The sequence below is a fragment of the Serratia sp. AXJ-M genome (assembly GCF_046531865.1).
Lineage (GTDB): Bacteria > Pseudomonadota > Gammaproteobacteria > Enterobacterales > Enterobacteriaceae > Serratia > Serratia liquefaciens.
In genome coordinates this window covers 565055-584473 of sequence record NZ_CP059394.1, presented here as the reverse complement: position 1 = coordinate 584473, position 19419 = coordinate 565055, and the positions used below count along the sequence as shown (strand labels likewise).

Annotated in this window: 18 protein-coding genes; 9 read left to right on the top strand and 9 right to left on the bottom strand. The window is 58.3% G+C overall.

Annotation, left to right across the window (positions count from 1 at the left end; genetic code table 11):
* The first annotated feature begins 224 nt into the window (after positions 1 to 224).
* Positions 225 to 677, top strand: a complete 453-nt coding sequence (gene hpaR / locus H0S68_RS02705; protein WP_041415197.1) for a homoprotocatechuate degradation operon regulator HpaR — start codon at positions 225 to 227, stop codon at positions 675 to 677.
* A gap of 52 nt (positions 678 to 729) precedes the next feature.
* Here the strand turns inward: hpaR and H0S68_RS02700 are convergent, their stop codons facing one another.
* From H0S68_RS02700 to H0S68_RS02680, 5 genes are read right to left on the bottom strand one after another with little or no spacing between them, the layout of a single operon-like run.
* Positions 730 to 1521, bottom strand: coding sequence for an SDR family oxidoreductase (locus H0S68_RS02700; protein WP_401661075.1), 792 nt, complete (start codon positions 1519 to 1521; stop codon positions 730 to 732).
* 4 nt (positions 1522 to 1525) lie between these two features.
* A complete protein-coding gene (locus H0S68_RS02695) occupies positions 1526 to 2323 on the bottom strand; it encodes a molybdenum cofactor biosynthesis F family protein (RefSeq protein WP_337047731.1) in 798 nt (265 codons plus the stop codon).
* A 10-nt stretch (positions 2324 to 2333) separates the two neighbouring features.
* A complete protein-coding gene (locus H0S68_RS02690; protein ID WP_046374575.1) occupies positions 2334 to 3116 on the bottom strand; it encodes an SDR family NAD(P)-dependent oxidoreductase in 783 nt (260 codons plus the stop codon).
* The gene (locus H0S68_RS02685; protein WP_128865545.1) at positions 3109 to 3696 is read right to left on the bottom strand and encodes a DUF3156 family protein; all 588 of its coding nucleotides are present in this window, start codon (positions 3694 to 3696) and stop codon (positions 3109 to 3111) included. Before H0S68_RS02685 ends, H0S68_RS02690 begins: the two co-directional genes overlap by 8 nt.
* A complete protein-coding gene (locus tag H0S68_RS02680; RefSeq protein ID WP_044554068.1) occupies positions 3671 to 5164 on the bottom strand; it encodes an APC family permease in 1494 nt (497 codons plus the stop codon). Before H0S68_RS02680 ends, H0S68_RS02685 begins: the two co-directional genes overlap by 26 nt.
* A 565-nt stretch (positions 5165 to 5729) precedes the next feature.
* Here H0S68_RS02680 and H0S68_RS02675 point away from each other — a divergent pair.
* The 4 genes from H0S68_RS02675 (at position 5730) to H0S68_RS02660 (ending at position 9709) form a co-directional block, all read left to right on the top strand.
* On the top strand, positions 5730 to 6377 hold the full coding sequence (locus H0S68_RS02675) for a helix-turn-helix transcriptional regulator (protein WP_046374577.1): 648 nt from the start codon (positions 5730 to 5732) through the stop codon (positions 6375 to 6377).
* A gap of 140 nt (positions 6378 to 6517) precedes the next feature.
* On the top strand, positions 6518 to 7690 hold the full coding sequence (locus tag H0S68_RS02670; RefSeq protein ID WP_128865544.1) for an MFS transporter: 1173 nt from the start codon (positions 6518 to 6520) through the stop codon (positions 7688 to 7690).
* 13 nt (positions 7691 to 7703) lie between these two features.
* Positions 7704 to 8816, top strand: a complete 1113-nt coding sequence (locus tag H0S68_RS02665) for a class II histone deacetylase (RefSeq protein ID WP_410529136.1) — start codon at positions 7704 to 7706, stop codon at positions 8814 to 8816.
* Positions 8817 to 8902: 86 nt separating this feature from the next.
* Entirely contained in the window at positions 8903 to 9709 is an 807-nt protein-coding gene (locus H0S68_RS02660) for an alpha/beta hydrolase (protein ID WP_115060203.1), read from the top strand.
* Positions 9710 to 9749: 40 nt separating this feature from the next.
* Here H0S68_RS02660 and H0S68_RS02655 read toward each other — a convergent pair whose 3' ends face one another.
* The 3 genes from H0S68_RS02655 to H0S68_RS02645 all read right to left on the bottom strand — a co-directional run bounded on the left by H0S68_RS02655 (position 9750) and on the right by H0S68_RS02645 (position 12299).
* Complete coding sequence (locus H0S68_RS02655; protein WP_129983279.1) at positions 9750 to 10115, bottom strand: cupin domain-containing protein; 366 nt, start codon at positions 10113 to 10115, stop codon at positions 9750 to 9752.
* A 21-nt stretch (positions 10116 to 10136) separates the two neighbouring features.
* The gene (locus H0S68_RS02650) at positions 10137 to 11438 is read right to left on the bottom strand and encodes an NAD(P)/FAD-dependent oxidoreductase (RefSeq protein ID WP_020825070.1); all 1302 of its coding nucleotides are present in this window, start codon (positions 11436 to 11438) and stop codon (positions 10137 to 10139) included.
* 102 nt (positions 11439 to 11540) lie between these two features.
* The gene (locus tag H0S68_RS02645; RefSeq protein ID WP_410529135.1) at positions 11541 to 12299 is read right to left on the bottom strand and encodes a response regulator transcription factor; all 759 of its coding nucleotides are present in this window, start codon (positions 12297 to 12299) and stop codon (positions 11541 to 11543) included.
* A 266-nt stretch (positions 12300 to 12565) separates the two neighbouring features.
* On the opposite strand from H0S68_RS02645, the gene H0S68_RS02640 reads away from it, so the two are divergent.
* Positions 12566 to 13693, top strand: a complete 1128-nt coding sequence (locus H0S68_RS02640; protein ID WP_142816009.1) for an iron-containing alcohol dehydrogenase — start codon at positions 12566 to 12568, stop codon at positions 13691 to 13693.
* Between the two features lie 134 nt (positions 13694 to 13827).
* Here H0S68_RS02640 and H0S68_RS02635 read toward each other — a convergent pair whose 3' ends face one another.
* Positions 13828 to 14757 (bottom strand): LysR family transcriptional regulator, encoded by a 930-nt coding sequence (locus tag H0S68_RS02635; protein WP_020825066.1) that lies wholly within the window; start codon positions 14755 to 14757, stop codon positions 13828 to 13830.
* 260 nt (positions 14758 to 15017) lie between these two features.
* Here H0S68_RS02635 and H0S68_RS02630 point away from each other — a divergent pair, with 260 nt between their 5' ends.
* From H0S68_RS02630 to H0S68_RS02620, 3 genes are all read left to right on the top strand, one after another.
* Positions 15018 to 16358: an aspartate aminotransferase family protein gene (locus H0S68_RS02630; RefSeq protein ID WP_116691336.1), complete on the top strand. Its 1341-nt coding sequence runs from the start codon at positions 15018 to 15020 to the stop codon at positions 16356 to 16358.
* Between the two features lie 16 nt (positions 16359 to 16374).
* Positions 16375 to 17883, top strand: a complete 1509-nt coding sequence (locus H0S68_RS02625; protein WP_130016138.1) for a CoA-acylating methylmalonate-semialdehyde dehydrogenase — start codon at positions 16375 to 16377, stop codon at positions 17881 to 17883.
* Between the two features lie 159 nt (positions 17884 to 18042).
* Positions 18043 to 19419 carry an APC family permease gene (locus tag H0S68_RS02620; RefSeq protein WP_020825063.1) on the top strand — a complete coding sequence of 459 codons (1377 nt, stop codon included), beginning with the start codon at positions 18043 to 18045 and terminating at the stop codon, positions 19417 to 19419.

The window sequence follows — 19419 nt, the reverse complement described above, 5'->3', positions numbered from 1 at the left end:
CATGAACATTGGCGTGATTATTCAACGGATTAATCATTTTTAGGTGATTTTTACCGCTGCGGATGCGTTTTCGCTTTATCCATCTGGGTAAACTTGGCTACTATTAAGTTATTAATAAAATCAGGATTTACCGATAGGGGTATTGCAGTGTCCGCACGGCCACCTGCTGAGCCACAACGGTAAATGCCAGAATAACGAACACCTTTATAGCCAAGGCCAAATCTATGCATGAGTCCTTAACCATTGCCCTGCTGCAAGCGCGTGAAACCGCCATGGGCTTTTTTCGCCCGATCCTGAAAAGCCATAACCTGACCGAACAGCAATGGCGCATCATTCGCGTTTTGGCCAACAGTCGTTCGATCGAATTCCACGAATTGGCAGCAGAAACCTGCATCCTGCGCCCCAGCCTGACCGGCATTTTGTCGCGCATGGAACGCGATAAGCTGATTTTCCGCCTGAAACCGGTTAACGATCAGCGCAAGCTGTACGTATCTCTCACCCAGCAGGGTCAGGAGCTGTATGAAGTGGCGCGCCACCAGGTAGAACAGGGGTACGCTGAAATCGAAGCCGCATTTTCACAGCAGAAAATGGACCAGTTGATGACCTTACTGGACGAGCTGATCACCCTGGGGGATAAACTACCCGCCAACGTGACCGCTCATCCCACAAAGAAATGATCCTTCCGATTATCATCCTCTGATTAATTGGCGTTGCAGCCAGGCTGCAACGTCAAGAAAGAACAGGATGAGCCTCGGGGAGTAACGCGCCGCCGTCCACCACCAGCGTTTGGCCGGTCATATAGGCGGCCGCCGGTGAGGCGAGAAACACCATCGCCGCCGCGATGTCTTCCGGCTCCCCCAATCGCCCGAGCGGCACTGCGGCCGCAATCGCCTGATTGACCGCCGCGCCCCCCAGATTGGCCATCGCCGGCGTGCGGATCATTCCCGGCTCCACACCGTTGACCCTGACGCCAGCCGCCGCCAGTTCCAGCGCCGCCGCGCGAATAAACCCGTTTACTCCGGCCTTTGAAGCGGCATAGTGCGCCAACCCCGGATAGGCGACCCGTGGCCCGGTCACCGACGACGTTACCAAAATGCAGCCCCCGCCCTGACGCTGCATCCAGGGTAAAGCCGCCTGCGCCAGAAAGAACGGCGCCATCAGATTAACGCTCAGCGTGCGTTGCAATAACACGGCGTCAATCTCGGTAAAGGGCGTCAGCGGGAAGTAAGCCGCGTTATGGATCACCACATCCAGCCGCTGATGCTGCTGCCCCACCGCTGCAACCAGTTCGGCAACCTGCCCCGGATCGGCCAGATCGCAGGCCATCGCCTGGACCTGCCCACCCTGCTGTTGCAGCGTCTCGGCGGCATCCTGCGCTTTTTGCAGCTGCAGATCCGCCATCACCACCGTCGCGCCCAACTGAGCAAAGGCACTGACGATCGCCAGCCCGATGCCCTGCGCACCGCCCGTCACCAGCACCACCTGCCCCTTGAACGCATCAGCCGCATAGGTTGCATTCATCGGACTATCCCCGTGGATGGTGGGTGGTGTTCAGCACCTGCGCATGGGCGCCTACCGCAAAATTGCTCAGCGCGCTGAAATCACTGCCCTGATAGCCGAGGATCTTGCCGTCGGTACGCATGCCCTGCAGATCGATCATGACCACGCCCAGCGTCGGCACAATCTTCTCTCGCCAGACAAACAGGTACAGCTGTTCGGCCACCTTCACGTAGTGGCAGCGATCGACATCCGCCAGCCCTTTCTCCACGCCGTCCAGGCACTGCCAGGCGTAGAAATTGTCGTTCAGATAAATGTGTTCGTAACGCTCGGTCGGGCTGTAGGTATACATGTTACGCATGCCAATCAGCTCGTCGGTGAACTGTGGCGGCTCAACATCGGCGTTATCCAGCGTGCCAAAGTGGAATTCAACGTTGACCGCCGTCAGCGGCAGCCCTTGCTCAACCCGGCTGAAGGCGTCCAGACGGGCTTGTTCCTCATCCGGCAACTGGCCATACACCGCCGTGAAATTACCCTGGTTGCGATCGCACACCAGCGTGATGCTGGCGTTCTCCTGTGCGGGATCGAGAAAATCGATAAACAGAATGCCGGGGCGGATGCTGGTGGCGCGATAAGCGATGCCCCTGTACTCCCCCCAACTCAGCGTCTGCTCATCGACAAAGTGACAACTCAGCATTTCACCGTCGGCAAAACGTAATGTCAGCGTGTTACCGCTCAACCCATGCTGCTGTTCCAGCGTATTGCTGTGCGGCGCAAAGCCTTCCGCCAGTGCGCCAACCTGAATAAATACCGCTTCTGTACTCATTTGATGCTCCTTAAAGGGAAGTAAAAGCCAATGTCGGTACGTCGACAATGGTGGAGCCGCCGTCGGCCACCAACGCCGCACCGGTAATGATCGACGCGTCCTCCGAACAGAGAAAACGGCAGATAGCGGCGATCTCTTCGGCGCTGGCCGGGCGACGCAGCGGCACGTCGCGGCATACCCGTTGGTAAGCCTGCTCCAGCGTGAGGTGGTACTCAGCCATCAGCGGCTGCATCTCTTCATCCGCCATCGGCGTAGTGACCCAGCCGGGACACACCGCGTTGGCACGCACGCCCAGAGGGCCGTAGTCACGAGCGATGGAGCGCATCAGTCCAATCAGCGCATGTTTGGCGGTCACGTAGCCGCACACCTCCGGCCCGGCGGCCAGCGAAGCGATAGAGGCGACAAACAGCAGGTTGCCGCCGGTTTTCACCAGCTCCGGCAGGCAGGCGCGGGCGCTGGCAAAAGCACTGTTGAGGTTGCTGTCCAGCGCCTGACGCCACTGGTCATCGTTCATTTCGGTAATGCGCCCCAGCCCCATCCCGCCGGCGCTGCAGATCAGGCAATCAATGCGCCCGGCCTGTTGCAAAATGGCCGGCAACAGCTGGCTTTGCCAGCATTCACCGCTGGCCGCATCTCCCACCAATGCCTGCGCGCCAATGTCGTCCGCCAGCGCCATCAGAGGTTCACGGCGGCGGCCGATGATAAACACCCGATCGCCCCTGCTCGCCAGCAGCCTGGCGCACGCAGCCCCCACGCCGGTGCCGCCGCCGGTAATCACCACCACTCTACTCATCCAGTTTCTCCATCAATTGGCCGATCATCAGCAGGCTGCTCAGCAGCAAGCGCCGCTGCTCCGGTTCCAGCCGCAGATAGCGGCGACCGGCAGGCAAACGGCCGACCACTTCCGAAGCGGCGAAATGTTCGATCTCCAGCCGCCAATGACCGGCTGCGACCGTCAGTTGGATACGCCGAAAATCCAGCTGCTCCAGCGTTTCGGCAATCTGCGGATAGCGCCGCAGAGCGGCAATCATTCGCTGCGCTACGGCACCATCCCGGGTCGCGCGATAAACCACGCCGCGTCGCCGCAACCAACCGCCGGCGTTAATGCGTAGCGTCAGCGGCTCCTTCTGCGAGCACGCCCCCTGCAAGCTGAAACGCTGACTAACGATATGCGCCATAAACAGCGCGCTGACCTGTTCGCTAATGTCGATAACCGGCCCCTGCGGCAAGGTCAGGCGCAGCAGGCAGGGCGAAAGGCGCTCGCAGACATAGGGCTGCAGATTGTTCGCCAGCCGGCTGAGGGTGACGCCCGGCTGGTAGCCCGCCGGGGAGCGCTGCCAGTAGCGATTAAGTGAGGGAAGTAAGCCGATCAAACTGGGCCTCCTCGCTTTCCGCTTTGGCAAAGGCCGTTTCCAGTACCTGTTCGACCGGCACCGGTTTAAACGGATTGACCTTTTGCACGCACAGGGTCCAGAACAGCGCATAGGCGGCAGTCAGGCCAATCATGATGCTGAACGGGATATAGACGGCACGCGGATCCATGCCCGGCGGGGTGATATAGATAATCGCCAGCACGATGCCCACGCTGGAGACAATTTGCGGCAACGGGAACCAGGGAGATTTGTAAGCGCGTGGCAGATCCGGGCGGCGAATACGCAGGATCACCACCGAGCAGGTGACCAGCAGGTAGGCCACGCCCCAGGCGCACACCGCCGCCAGCACCAGCGGAATAATACGGTCGAGATTGCCCTGAATGGCAAAGGCATGCACGCAGGGGATCAATACCGCGACCAGAATACCTACCACCGGGGTTTTAAAACGGGGGTGCAGATAGGCGAAGATACGTGGCAATGCCCCGTCCAGCGCCATGCCGTAAAGAATACGCGGCACCGCCGCCATCAGCGTGTTGATGGTCGCCGCCCCGGCCAGCAGCAGCCCGATACCCAACCAGTATTTGCCGAACTCGCCCATCACCTGACCGGCAAAAGCCGGGATCGCCATCGGCGTATCCAGCAGATGAACGCCGTTGGCGGCGTCCACCACCACGTTTTCCACCTGATGGCTGAGCGCCGCGCCGTACAACGCCATGCACACCGCCACGCCACACAGCCCCAGCGACATCGCCCGTGGGATCACGCTGGCGGAGCGTTTGATCTCCGGTGCCATCGGCGTGACCAGCTCACAACCGACGAACATAAACATCGCCATACCGATCAGGCTGAATACCGCAAAGGGATCGCTCAGGCTCAGCGTGCTGCCGAACCAGCCTTCCAGCGGTACCGCATGCGGCGAAAGCAGCCCGGTAATGCCAAATATCACCAGGGTGCTCCACATGGCGAAGGTCAGCACGATCTCCGCTTTACCGAAGGCCTCGATGCCGAAGGCGTTGAGTGCACCGAACACGATGACTAACCCCACCCCCACCATCCAGGAGGCATTGTGGGTTTCCATCAGGGTATTAAGGTGCTCAAAATTCACCAGCGCCATAATGCCGGAGAGAATGGTTTCGGCGGTCCCGGCAAAGATATGCACGATCAGGTAGGCCGACAGCGCGCCGGTAATGGCAAAAAAGCGTCCCATACCACAGGCGATATAGTCATAGACCGATCCGGAGGTCGGCAAGATCGCCGCCGCTTCCGAGAAGGTGGTGAGCTGGGCCTGCATCATGATAAAGGCGATCAGCATCGCCAGCGCGAAGGTATCGCCGCCGATGCCGAAACCGCTGGTCACGGTGAGGATCACCGGGCTGGCCATAATCACCCCGACCGAGCTGGCCAGCGTGGTGGGGAATCCGACCTTGCCCCGCTCAAGATGGGCATGAAGCCGCGACGACAGGTTCATGGTTATGTCCTCTTATAGTTTTATCGTTTGGCCCTGATGGTGCTTTTGCAGGTGTTTCGTCGCCAGTGGCGGCAATATCACTATAGAGAGGAAAAGAAAATGCTGACTATCGTCCTTAAGGACGAGGCCAAACCATAGCTTTTTCGTCTTACCTTTGGTGCCCAATCAACCGTTATGGTTTTCGTTGGCCGGAAAAGGTTTTCACAGAGAGAACAAAGGGGATTAAGGCTGTCTATCGTTCTTAAGAACGAGCCGCGGGGAGCGGCATCAGCGGCGAGACTGGCCGGTGATATCGCAGGGGGTCACCACGCCGAGGGGGAAATTGCAGTAAATTCAGCAGGAAGGCCACAGGTCATTCGTTAATATATTAATAAAATATCGACACTCGTGCGGCACTGTCGCTGCCGAGGCTTCTTCGTTGCCTTGTTATTTATGTGTTTTATTGCAATCAGGCTCACGTTGTTAATATGTATTTATTGTGTTGCACAATTGCTATCACTATGCTTGTATCGTTCACATATTGACCGAATATTCCAGACCGAACGATAAAGGGAGGAAATGAATCATGCACATTGCATCGTCCGATGCCTTTATCAACAGCTGTTTGACCACCATTGCGCACCTGATCCCGGTGTCCGCAGGGGTGTTTTATTTGGTTAACCAGGACCTGCGGCCAGACCACTATATTTTGCACGGCATCTCCGATAAAACCCATCAGCAGTACTTGAACCATTTCCAGCAGATCGATCCGCTCAAGCCGGCCAACTTTCACCAGCAGGACATCAATATGGTCGGCATGAGCCCGGCGGCAATCGCCAATAACCGCCATTACTATCATGACTTTATGCTGCCCAATGATATGCGCGACATGACGGAGATCTTTATTCGGCAGCGTAAACGCATCGTTGCCGGGGTGTCCTTGATCCGCGATACGCCGTTTACCGAACTGGAACGCGGTCGCCTGCGGGCGGTGATGCCGCTGATCGAACTGGCGACCCGCGACCTGTTGCCCGACGGGGAAGCCCGCCTGCTCACCGCCAAAGAGCAGGAGATCGTCAATATGGTGCGTGAGGGCGCCAGTAATAAACGCATAGCGTTGAAGCTGGGTATTTCGCTTTCAACGGTAAAAACCCATATGCGCAATATTTTTGCCAAAACTGAAGTGGTCAACCGTACCGAATTGGTGGCCAGCAGCTTTATTGCCCACGGTTAATAAATAGAGCCATAACATCGGCTTATAGTGGAGAAAATAAGTTCGTTAATTATTCGCCATTCATGGCGCGGTTTCCGCCTGCCCAGAATACGGCAACGCGGTTATATCTGACTCAGGCTTAACCTGCGGGGATAATTATTATGTCCAGTGATTCCGTTTCTGTACCCGCTGCCGGGGCGGCTCTCCCCTGCCCGCCGCGGCTGCTGACCGCCATCATCATCTTTGCCGCCATTGCACCGGGCATCCTGATGACCGCTCCGGCGGTTGCCGCACAGCTGGCCAGCCAATGGTCGCTCACCCCCGCGCAAATCGGCCATCTGTTTTCCACCGAGCTGGGGGCCATGAGCCTCGCCACCCTGCCCGCCTGGTGGTGGATCAGCCGCGTTAACTGGCGCCGGGTGGCAACCCTGGCTGCGGGGGTGTTTATCGTCGGCAATTTGGCGTCGGCAATGGTCAGTGATTTTCACCTGTTACTGGGGCTGCGTTTCATCGCCTCTTTGGCGGGCGGCACGCTGATGATCCTGTGTATCACCTGTGCCGGTGGCACCGCCAACCCCAGCCGGGTTTACGCCTTGTGGGTGCTGGGCCAGCTGGTGCTTGGCGCCGTTGGGCTGCTGGTGCTGCCCTTGCTGTTCGCCCATTTTGGCCTGATGGCGGTATACCTGATCCTGGCGGCCATCATGCTGTGCTGCCTGCCGCTGCTTTCCGCCTTTCCCAGCGGCTTTCACCCTGCGCAATCCACCGCCCATACCACGGCAACGCCATGGCTGCGTAAAGTCTTCGCCGTCCTGGCGGTACTGACCTTTTATATCAGCCTGAGCGCAGTCTGGACCTTTATCGGCAGTATCGCCCACGCGGCCGGCCTTTCGCCGGTCAGCAGCGGCCAGGTGCTGGCGGCCGCCACGCTGTTTGGCATCGTCGGCGCCGGCGGTGCGGCGTTCATCAGCGCCAGGCGAGGCGGCAATGGACTGATCTGGCTAAGTTACGGCTTGTTGCTCGCCGGCATTGCGCTGCTGTTCCACACGCCGCAGCTGCTGCGCTTTGCGCTGGCGGCGGTGCTGTTCAAGTTTACCTGGACCTTTGTGCTGCCGTTTATCCTGGCCCGCGTCGCCGGGCTGGATAACAACGGCAAGCTGATGAACAACATCAATCTGGTGATTGGCGGCGGCATGGCGATCGGCCCAACGCTGGCCGGTTATTGGATTGAGTCTTCAGGCGGTTACGACAGGCTGCTGGTCGGGGCGCTAGGCAGTGCGCTGCTGTCGCTGCTGCTGATTTCGCTGGCTTCACCGCGCGTTCAACGCGCCATTTAACAGGAGTAATAAGGTGAAAAGAAAAACCGGTTTCTTGTTTGATGAACGCTGTTTCTGGCACAGCACCGGCCTGCATGCCACCACGCTGCCGGTCGGCGGCTGGGTGCAACCGCCTTCAGGGGCGGGCCATGCCGAATCGCCGGAAACCAAACGGCGGATGAAAAACCTGATGGACGTGTCCGGCCTGTCGCGACAGATCCAGCTGCTAAGTGCCGACATGGCGACGGAAGAAGACCTGTTACGCATTCATCCGGCCGACTATCTGCAACGTTTCAAACAGCTAAGTGATAACGGCGGCGGCATGCTGGGTGAGGAAGCACCTTTGGGCCCGGGCAGCTACGAGATAGCCAAACTGTCCGCCGGGCTGGCCTGCGCGGCGGTCGAAGCGGTGCTGCAGGGCCACCTGGATAACGCCTATGCGTTGTCGCGCCCACCGGGCCACCATTGCCTGCCGGATAAGTCGATGGGGTTCTGCTTTCTGGCCAATATCCCGATCGCCATCGAGCGGGCCAGGGCCAAATACGGATTGGGCAAAGTGGCGGTGCTCGATTGGGACGTGCATCACGGCAATGGTACGCAGCATATCTATTGGCAACGTGACGACGTCCTGACGCTGTCGCTGCATCAGGACGGCTGCTTCCCGGCGGGCTACTCCGGTGAACAGGACCGCGGTGCCGGGGCGGGAGAAGGCTTTAACATCAATGTTCCGCTGCTGGCGGGTGCCGGTGACGACGGCTATCTGTATGCCATGCGACAGATAGTGATCCCGGCACTCGAGCGCTTCAAACCCGAACTGATCATTGTCGCCTGCGGCTACGATGCCAATGCCCTCGACCCGCTGGCGCGCATGCAGTTGCACAGCGACAGTTTCCGCAGCATGACGGCCCTGGTGCAGGACGCCGCCGACCGCCTGTGCGATGGAAAGCTGGTGATGGTGCATGAGGGCGGTTATGCCGAGTCCTACGTGCCCTTCTGCGGGCTGGCGGTGATGGAGCAGCTTAGCGGTATTCGCACCGAGGTCGAAGATCCGCTGTTGGCATTTATCCGCCAACAGCAGCCGCGAGACGCCTTCAATCTGTTCCAACGCCAGGCTATCGATGCGCTGGCACAGCACTTCATTCGCTAAATATCCTGGGGCACCGCACGCAGTGCCCCTACCCATTCTCCGCTTTGCCGCTACGCTGAATATGACCCTTCCGATGAGAAAATACGATGTCTGAACAGAAGATCAGCTTTATCAAAGGTGGGCATGGCGATATTGCCGTGCATGACTGGGGCCATGACCGACCTCGCTTTCTGGCGCTGCTGGTGCACGGTTACGGCGAGCATCTCGGCCGTTATCAGTACGTCGCTCGTACGCTGGAAGCGCAGGGTGCGCGGGTGTTCGGCCCCGATCATCTCGGCCATGGGCTTTCACAGGGCGAACGCGTATTGATTGAAGATTATGACGCCGTGGTCGACGACGTTCGACGCGTAACGGAGCATTTTCAGCGGCTGCATCCTGGCGTCCCCCTGGTGGTTATCGGCCATTCCATGGGCGGGATGATTGCCACCCGCTACGTTCAACGTTATGGCGATGACGTGCGTGCGCTGGTGCTTTCCGGCCCCTTGATTGGCGAAAGAACCCTGATTTCGGATTTGCTTACTCTGCCAGAGATCCCAGACACGCCGCTCGATACTGCCACCCTGTCGCGTGATCCGTCGGTGGGGGAAGCCTATCAGGCCGACCCGCTGGTGTGGCACGGGCCGTTCAAACGCCCGACGCTGCGGGCAATGCAGCAGATCCTGGCAAAAATCAACGCCGGCCCGGGCTTCGGCACGCTACCTACGCTGTGGATACATGGTGATGACGACAGGCTGGTGTTAATGGCGGAATCGCAAACCGCGATCGATCGGCTCAAGGGCAGCGATTTCGAAGCGATGGTCAATCCAGGCGGGCGGCACGAGAGTTTTAACGAAACCAACAAGGATCAGATATTAAGGCGGATCACCGACTTTATCGAACGGGTGCTGGGATAGCTGAATACCCCTCTCCCGGCGGAGAGGGGCCAGTTAACGATCAGCCTTCGACGATCGCCAGGTAATGTTTTACAAAACGATCCGAGGTGATCTCCCAGCGTACCGGGGTGCCTTTTTCGACAAACCACGAATCCCCGGCCTGATACTGCACGGATTTACCGGTCTTTTCGTCGGTCAGCGTCGCGCTACCCTCCCACACCGTGGCGTGTTCGGAGAACGGATACTCCATTACAAAGGTGCCGCGCGTGCAGCTGAAAACACCGCAGTTCAGGTTATCGGTCGGCTCACCGAAAAGGCTCGCCACCCCGACGTTTGGCTCACCGGCGATCACCGTGGCGCCCAGGTTGCTGACGCTGCCAATGTCCAACAGTTCAGGCAGCGGTTGCTTAAGCAGTAATGGTTTCATATTTCTCTCCTGTGATAAAAATTAGCGACGACCTTTCCAGTAGCCGGACGTCTGGTGCCAAACCTTGCCGGCGGTGGTCATTACCCGTCGTAGCTTGTCTTTACCGAAGATATTGACGTGCGGAATCGAACTCATCAGATCGTAACGATCCGATCCTTCGCTCATGCCCTCTGCCAACACTTTGCAAACGATATGACTCGGCGTTACGCCAAAGCCGGAATAGCCCTGCACATAAAACACGTTGTCATGCTGCGGCAAGGTGCCGATCTGCGGGAACAGGTTGGCGCTGCAACACAGCGGCCCGCCCCAGGCCAGATCGATCTTCACGTCATGCAGATACGGGAACACTTTCAGCATCAGGTTGCGGTTCCAGGCCTTAAGATCCGACGGGATGTATTCGATCAAGCGGGTGGCGCTGCCAAACAGCAGCCGGTTTTCATTGGTCACCCGGTAGTAATCGATCACCGGGCGGATATCGCTGTAGGCACCGCGGATCGGGCTGATCTGGCGGATCAGTTCTTCAGGCAAGGGTTCGGTCGCCAGTTGGAACGCGTAGGTATTGATGGTTTTGTTGTAGATGAACGGCTCCATGCCGTTGAGGAAACCGTTGCACGCCCACAGCATCTTGTTGGCACGTACTGAGCCCATGGCGGTGCGCACCTTAATGCGCGAACCGTATTCCACGCCCAGCACGCTGCTGTTTTCGAAGATTTTCACGCCGTAGCCGCTGAGCGCCTTCGCCTCGCCCAACAGCAGGTTGAGCGAATGCACGTGGCCGCCGCCCATGTGTTTCAATGCGCAGGTATAGGCATCTGACCCCACGACCTGTTTCACCTCTGCGCCGGTGTAGAGTTCAATCTCTTCATCCGGTGATACCGCCTTGAATTCCTTCAGCCAGCTGCGCAGGGTTTTCTCCTGGCGTGCATTGCTGCCGAGGTAGCCGTAGCCAAAACAGAAATCGGCATCAATCGCGTACTTCTTGATGCGCTCACGAATAATCCCGGCGCCGAGGTTGCTGATTTTGAAGATGGTTTCCAGCCCGGAGGGGCCGACGTGGCGTTTGATTTTTTCCAGATCGTGACCGATACCGGCCATCACCTGCCCGCCGTTGCGGCCGGTGCCGCCGTAGCCCAGGTAGCGCCCTTCGAGTATGGCGATATTGGTGATGCCGCGCTCAGCCAACTCCAGGGCAGTATTGATGCCGGAGAAACCACCGCCGATGATCACCACGTCAACGTCCAGATCTTCTTCCAGCGTAGGAAAGCGCAGATCGTATTTTTTGGTTGCCGCGTAGTAGGTTAACGATTCGATATTATTGTTCACTGTCGCACTCCCGAAGACCCTATGCCATAACATCGGATTATCAGGAGGTGGGCGCGACGTCGCCATGTCCCTTTAGGGACATTCGCAACAAATAATTAACACTCAGGCGCTGCGGCGCAGCGGGGTGGCCAACAGCAGATTGAACAGTTCGGCCTGCGAACCGATCGCCAGCTTGCTGTAGATATTCTTGCGGTGGTTTTTCACCGTTCCCAGGCTGATGAACAGCCGATCGGCAATTTGCTGCGAGCCGCAGCCGTCCAGGATCAGATCCACTATTTCGCGCTCGCGCGGCGTCAACAGATAACGTGCCTGCACCGCACGATCCGTCACCCTTTCTGGTTCTGCCGGGGCGACGACCACTTCGCCATGCAGCCGCGCGATGCTCTTGAGCAGCGTCAGCGCATCACGCAACTCAGCCAACTGCGGATAACGCACCCCCACCGACTGGCGCGCCGAGCCGAAAAACACCCCCAACCCGCGTTCCGGCGTCAGAGGCAGCAGCACGCCGGCTTCATCATGCCAGCCGGTCTTGCGGTAAAAGTTACGGTAATAATCAGTATGGTAGAAGCCGCAGGGAGCCAACTGGCGCAGGGTCAGCACCTCGCCGCCGCCGCCATCATTCAGCGCCTGGTAAAACGGATCCTGCAGGTAAGCGCCCTGTTGATAGAGCTGATTGACCGCGTCACTGTTTTCTCGCTCGGTTTTGATCAGGCAACGTGGCGCCAGGCCGCGTTCAAACGCGTAAACAATGGCGCTATCAAAGGCGAAGAACCCTTCCAGCCAGGCCAACAGGTTGGGATAGAAACCTTGGGTTGCGACTGCGTCTATCACTGCGGATAACCGTTCCACCTGAATATTCATCTTCGCCCCGCCATCATTAATAAATTAACAATCACTTTATTCCGGCTACGCCGTGGCCTGTTTGTTATAGAAAACACTCAATAGCGCCAAATGCAACAGCAGAATCGTTTACATGTTAAACAAATCACACCTTCGCCAGATTATTGCGGCGTGGCCGAACGAGGCTGGATTAATATATTAACGGAATCCCTTTCAGGCAGCGAAAAGCAGTGGTTCAGCCGCAGAGGCTGGCTTATGCTGTGGTTTTCGCGTGCCAAGGAGAGAACATGACTACCAGCCTGACCATTGCCAACCGCCAGACCTGGTTCGGCCACGGCAGCATCAGCCAACTGATCCCGCTACTGACCGCCGAGCCACAGCCGACGCTGCTGTTTAGCTGCCGATCATTCCTCAATGGCGCGGTGTATTCCTCACTGGCAGACGCATTGACGCCACTGCTGCTCGGCACCGAAATCGTCAGTCACGAGGCTTCACCGCAAGAGATAGACGCCTGGGTCGCGCGCTGGCGCGGCAAGGTAAGACGCGTGGTAGCCATTGGCGGCGGTAGCGTGCTGGATGCTGCCAAGGCCTTTGCCGCGCTGGTCGAGCACCCGTTGCCCACCCTGCGCTATATGGAAAAGATCGGCGACACAAAAATCAGCGGTGCAACCCTGCCGCTCATTGCCATCCCGACCACCGCCGGTACCGGCAGTGAAGTCACGCAGAATGCGGTGATCACCGACACCCAGGTGAGCAAGGTGAAAGCCTCGCTGCGCCATAACAACTTTGTGCCGCACACCGCCATCCTGGATCCGCAACTGCTGCAAGGGTCACCGGACAAGGTGCTGGCCTACTGCGCCATCGACGCCTTTACCCACCTGTTCGAGGCCTATCTGTCCAAAACCGCCAATACCATGACGCGCGAGATGTCGCTGACCGGCATTCGCCACTTCCTGCAGGCCTGGCCTGCGCTCAACCGCAGCGCCGAGGCTCTCGAGGCGATTATGCAAGCCTCTTACCTTGGCGGCCTGACGCTGAGCGCCGCTGGGCTGGGAGTGATCCACGGCATCGCCGGCGAGATTGGCGCCCTGCGCGATTATCACCACGGCCAGGTCTGCGGTCGCCTGCTGCTGCCGTTCCTCGAACTGCTGGCGAAAAGCGAACAACCGCAGCAGCGGGCGCTGATGGCTGAGCTTGCCGCCCGCCTGTTCCCCGAGCAGCATGACAGCCCGGAACGCTACCTGATCGACTTTATTACCCGCAATGCCATCGCCAGTTTCTGGCAGGATGACCTGCCGATTTCCGCCGACGAACTGGCAGTGACGCTGGCAAAATCCAACAGCAAAAACTCGCTGATCGACTACAGCGCGCCGCAGCGGCAGCAGATGATCGAAGGCGCATTCCGCATCGAATGATTATATAATCAGATCAAAGTAATAGCGGGAGATTGGACATGGGCATCATCAGCTGGATTTTCACCGGCATCGCGATTGGCATCCTGGTCGGCTTGCTGATCAAGATTTTTGGCAAGAAGAAAGATCAGTAAACATCAAGCTGTTCCATGAGCCGCCAGCAGGCATTCGTGGAACAGCTTGACCACCCGCTGCGGGCTGGGCGAACGCCGCAGCACGCTGGAATATTCGCAGTGATAACGGAACAGCGTCGGTTTGATGGCGCGCATCATATTTTGCGCGACAAAAAACGCCGCATAGTGGTCGGGAAGAAAGCCGACGTACTTACCGGAAAGAATTAGGGTCGCGATCGACTCCTGGGCAAACCCCGTTGCCTTGCGATGTAAATGCTGCTGCAGGCTCAGTTCCATATTCGGCGAATGGTAGCCTAATCCGGCAAAGGCATAATTGTGCAACAGATCCCAATTCAGTATTTCATGGTTAGCGGAAAATAATTCATGCTGCGCGCCACAATATAAGAACATCCTCTCATGAAATAACGAACTATAAGATAAACTTTCCGCACTGCGGTGCATGGGAATAATGCCAATTTGAAATTGGCCGTCAATGACGCCGCGTTCAATGGTATTTATCGGTTCCACATACATTTGCAAAGAGACATCCGGGGCCTGCTCGCTGAATAAGGCAATCGCCCGGCCGATATGCGCCTGAGGATTACTGACGGTATGGTCGAATATCGCCACGTGCAGCTGCCCACCCAGGCGTTGATGCACATCATCCACCCCACGGCGAAAGGCCTCGGTCGCCGCCAACAGATTCACGGTTTCCTGATATATCAGCAGCCCTTCGTCAGTGACCGCAAACCCCTCGCGCCCGCGGTGGCACAGCGTCAGGCCCAGTCGCTGTTCCAAATCCTTGATATGTTTGCTGATGGTCGACAGGCTGATATTCAGCTCCAGCTCGGCGGCGCTCATGCCGCCACAGTCGACCACCGCCTTAAATACCCGCAGCAACCGCAGATCCATATCCGATAACTGGCCCAACAATGCGCGTTTTTTTACTTGCATAAAACCTTAAGTAAGTTTCGACATATGATTATTCACATTAGTGAAGAAGCAGAACATAGTCAATTTCACTCAACAATTCATTAACACGTTTATTTATACCCTTTAGCTTTTATAGTTGCAGCCAGGCGGCCAGCTCACTCAGCACAGGTGCTTACTCAAGTAAGTAACTGGGCTGAGCTGGTGCAGATAACAACGCTGCAATTTAAAAGATGACGGGCATAGTTAATTAACCGTACCTATTCTCCCCCTCGGAGGGAAAAATGGCTGATTTAAATCAACGTGAAAATAAAGCCGACCGTGAATGGTTAGAAGCACATTGGATGCCCTTTACCGGCAACCGTAATTTTAAAGCCAACCCGAGAATGATAAGCCACGCGCAAGGCGTTTATTATACCAGCCAGGACGGTCGCAAGATTTTTGACGGGTTATCCGGGTTGTGGTGTTGCGGATTGGGCCATGGCCGCCAGGAAATTGCCGATGCCGCTCACCGGCAACTTTCCCGATTGGATTATTCCCCGGCGTTTCAGTTCGGCCATGCCTTATCTTTCGAGCTGGCGAACAAAATCAAGGCCATGACCCCGGCCGGACTGGACTATGTGTTTTTCACCGGTTCCGGCTCCGAAGCGGCAGACACTTCGTTAAAAATGGCGCGTGCCTATTGGCGAGCCAAGGGCCAGGCGGGTAAAACCTGTTTTATCGGTCGCGAGAAGGGCTACCACGGCGTTAACTTTGGCGGCATCGCGGTGGGCGGCATTGCCGGCAATCGTAAAGCCTTTGGCGCCAGCGCCGAAGCGGACCACCTGCCCCATACCCAACTGGCGGGAAATGCCTTTTCGCGCGGCATGCCCGAGCAGGGCGCCGAGCTTGCGGAAGAACTCAACCGCATCATCGCACTGCGTGACGCCTCGACCATCGCCGCGGTGATTGTCGAACCCTTCTCCGGCTCGGCCGGGGTGATCGTACCGCCGGTCGGTTATCTGCAACGCATCCGCGAGATCTGCACTCAACACAATATTCTGCTGATTTTTGACGAAGTGATCACCGCCTTCGGCCGCTGCGGCGCATTGACCGGCGCCGAGGCATTCGGCGTCACGCCGGACATCATGAATATTGCCAAACAGGTCACCAACGGCGCACAGCCGATGGGGGCCGTGGTAGTTCGACCCGAGATTTACCAGGCCTTCATGGCCACCGATGAACCGGAATATTTGCTCGAATTCCCGCACGGCTACACCTACTCCGCCCATCCGGTCAGCTGTGCGGTGGGGCTGGCGACGCTGGATATCATTGAACGCGAACAGATGATCGAACGGGTGCAGGCGCTGGCCCCCTATTTCGAACGTGCGGTGCACAGCTTACAGGGCAGCAACCACGTCAGCGACATTCGCAACTTCGGTCTGGCGGCGGGTATCACGCTGGCGGCCCGACCGGGCGAAGCGGCACGCAGGCCGTATGAAGTGGCGATGCGCTGCTGGGAAAGCGGGTTTTATGTCCGCTATGGCGGCGACACCCTGCAGTTGGCGCCGCCGTTTATCAGCAGCGAGGCGCAGATCGACTCGCTGATCAACGCCCTCGGCGACGCTATCAACGCAACCGAATAATAAAGGAGCGCAAGCCATGCCAATTGCACATTGGATCAACGGCCAGTCCGCCACCGGCGGAACCCGCAGCCAGCCGGTTTACGATCCGGCTACCGGGCTGTCGCATCAGGAGGTGTTACTGGCCGACCGCGCCACGGTAGAAAGCGCCATCGACGCCGCCGAGCAAGCCTACCCAGCCTGGCGCGATACGCCACCGCTAAAGCGGGCCAGGGTGATGATGCGTCTAAAAACGCTGCTGGAACAGCATGCCGATGCCATCTGCCGGTTGATCACCGCCGAACATGGCAAAGTGCTCAGCGACGCCATGGGCGAACTGCAGCGCGGCATCGAGAATATTGAGTACGCCAGCTATGCGCCGGAATTGCTGAAAGGCGAACACAGCAAGGATGCCGGGCCGGGCATCGACAGCTGGAGCGAGTTTCAACCGCTGGGAGTGGTGGCAGGCATCACGCCGTTTAACTTCCCGGCGATGGTACCGCTGTGGATGTGGCCAATGGCGGTGGTGTGCGGCAACACCTTTGTGTTGAAACCTTCCGAACGCGTCCCTTCCTCCACGCTGTATATCGCTCAACTGGCGTCCGAAGCCGGGCTGCCGCCGGGAGTGCTGAACCTGGTCAACGGCGACCGCGAGGCGGTGGACACCCTGCTGCACGATCCCCGGGTCAAAGCCGTCAGCTTTGTCGGCTCTACGCCGGTAGCGGAGCACATCTATCACACCGGTTGTGGCCAGAACAAACGGGTGCAGGCGCTGGGCGGCGCGAAGAACCATGCTGTGGTGCTGCCGGATGCCGACATCGCCGGCAGCGTCAGTGCGCTGATGGGTGCGGCGTTCGGCTCCTGCGGACAACGCTGCATGGCCATCCCGCTGGTGGTGGCGGTGGGAGACGGCACGGCCGACGCGTTGGTTGCCGGGTTGCAGCGGCAAATGGCGGCCATGCGGGTCGGTGCCGGTAACGATAACCGCAACGACATGGGGCCGCTGGTCACCCAACAGCATTATGAGAAAGTGAAAGGCTATATCGATCAGGGTGTTGAGGAGGGAGCTACCCTGGTGGTCGACGGTCGCGAGCTGGCGGTGCGGGACGACAGCGGGCAAATCAGCCAGGGTTATTTCCTTGGCCCAACGCTGTTTGACCACGTGCGACCGGGCATGCGGATTTATCAGGAGGAGATCTTCGGCCCGGTGCTGGGGGTGGTTCGGGTCGGATCGCTGAAAGAGGCGATGGCGATGATAGACGCCCACGAGTACGGCAACGGGACCTGCCTGTTCACCCGCGACGGCGAGGCGGCGCGTTTTTTTTCCAGTCATATTCAGGTCGGTATGGTGGGGATCAACGTTGCGCTGCCGGTTCCGGTGGCTTATCACTCGTTCGGCGGCTGGAAACGCTCGCTGTTTGGCGACCTGCACGCCTACGGCCCGGATGCCGTCAGGTTCTACACCAAGCGCAAAACCATAACCCAGCGCTGGCCTTCTTCCCATGACGCCCAGCATGCCACCTTCAGCTTCCCGTCCGGGCAAGGGTAATTTCATAATAATCATAATGATTTTTTAGAGGCGAAGAAATTCGCCTCGTTTTCCACGCGCTCCATTTAATCAGGCCCGGGCAGCGGCATGCCATCGCAAGGCTCTACCGCACGATCGCCGCCCGCAAAATAACCCACTAACGCGTTAATGGAGTTTTGAATGACTGAGCCCACACCAGAACACAAATTCAAAGGTAATCTCAGCGTCCTCGACGTGGTGATGATTACCGCCTCCGGCGTCACGCCCGCCAGCTCAATTTTCGTTATTGCTCCGCTGGCGATCGCCAGCGCCGGTAGCGGTGCCTTTATCTCATTTCTGATCGCTGCCTTTATCGCCGCCACTATTGCCCTGTGCTACGCCGAACTCGGTGCGGCGCATCCCAGCGCCGGGGGCGAATACAGCATTATCAAACGCCTGTTCGGCACCCTGTGCGGGCTGCAAACTTACCTGTTTATTCTCAGTGCCGCGCTGTTCGTACCGGCGGTGCTGGCCACCGGTGCCGTGCCTTATTTGAACACCGCGCTGGGGACTCAGTTCGACGCCTCTACCGCCGGGATGATCACCATCTTGATCGGCGGAGCCTGCGCCATTTTCAACATCAAGGCCAATGCGCTGCTGACCGGCACCTTTTTGGTGGTTGAAATCGCGGTGCTGGGGCTAATCGCCTGGTTGGGTTTCAGCACTCCGCACCAAAGTGCGGACATCCTCGTCGCGCCGGTGATGCTAAACCCCGAAGGCGTGTTGGCACCGGTTTCCGTACCGCTGATCGTCGCCATGGTCGGCGTCGCGCTGTTTTCCTATAACGGCTACGGTGCCGCGGTGTATATGGCGGAGGACATGCGCGAGCAGGGCAAACCCATGGCCACCGCCATCATGCTGACGTTGGCGATCGTGGTACTGGTCGAGCTGCTGCCCTTCACCGCTTTGCTGATTGGCGCGCCGTCCCTGGCGGAAATGGCCAAACAGGCCGATCCGGTCGGCTACGTGGTCAGCCAACTGGGTGGGCCGACGCTGGCGCGGGTGGTCAGCGGCGCGATTTACCTGTCGGTGTTCAACGCCATTATCGCCATCGTGGCGCAGTTTAGCCGCATGATGTTCTCCAGCGGGCGTGACGGTTTTTGGCTGCCGCAGGTGAACCGGGCGCTGAAAATCATCCATCCGCGTTTCGGCACGCCGTGGATTGCCACTCTGCTGTTCGGTATTCCCTCGGCGCTGTTGGCCTTTTGCTCCAACCTCGGCGATCTGACCTCATTTACCGTGATCCTGCTGCTGCTGGTGTACATCATCATGGCCGTCGCCGCGCTGATCAGTCGCCGCCGCGTACGTTTCCACCACCCGTATCTGATGCCGCTGTGGCCGCTGCCGGTGGCGATCGCGCTGATCGGCTGCCTGTATGTGTTATGGACAATTTTGATCGCCAGCAGCCTGAAAGACTTTATTATCATTGCCGGTATCCTCTGCTTTGGGCTGCTGCTGAGCTATATGCGCACCCGGCAGGCTATCCCGCACGTTGAACCCTCAATTGAAGGAGAATAA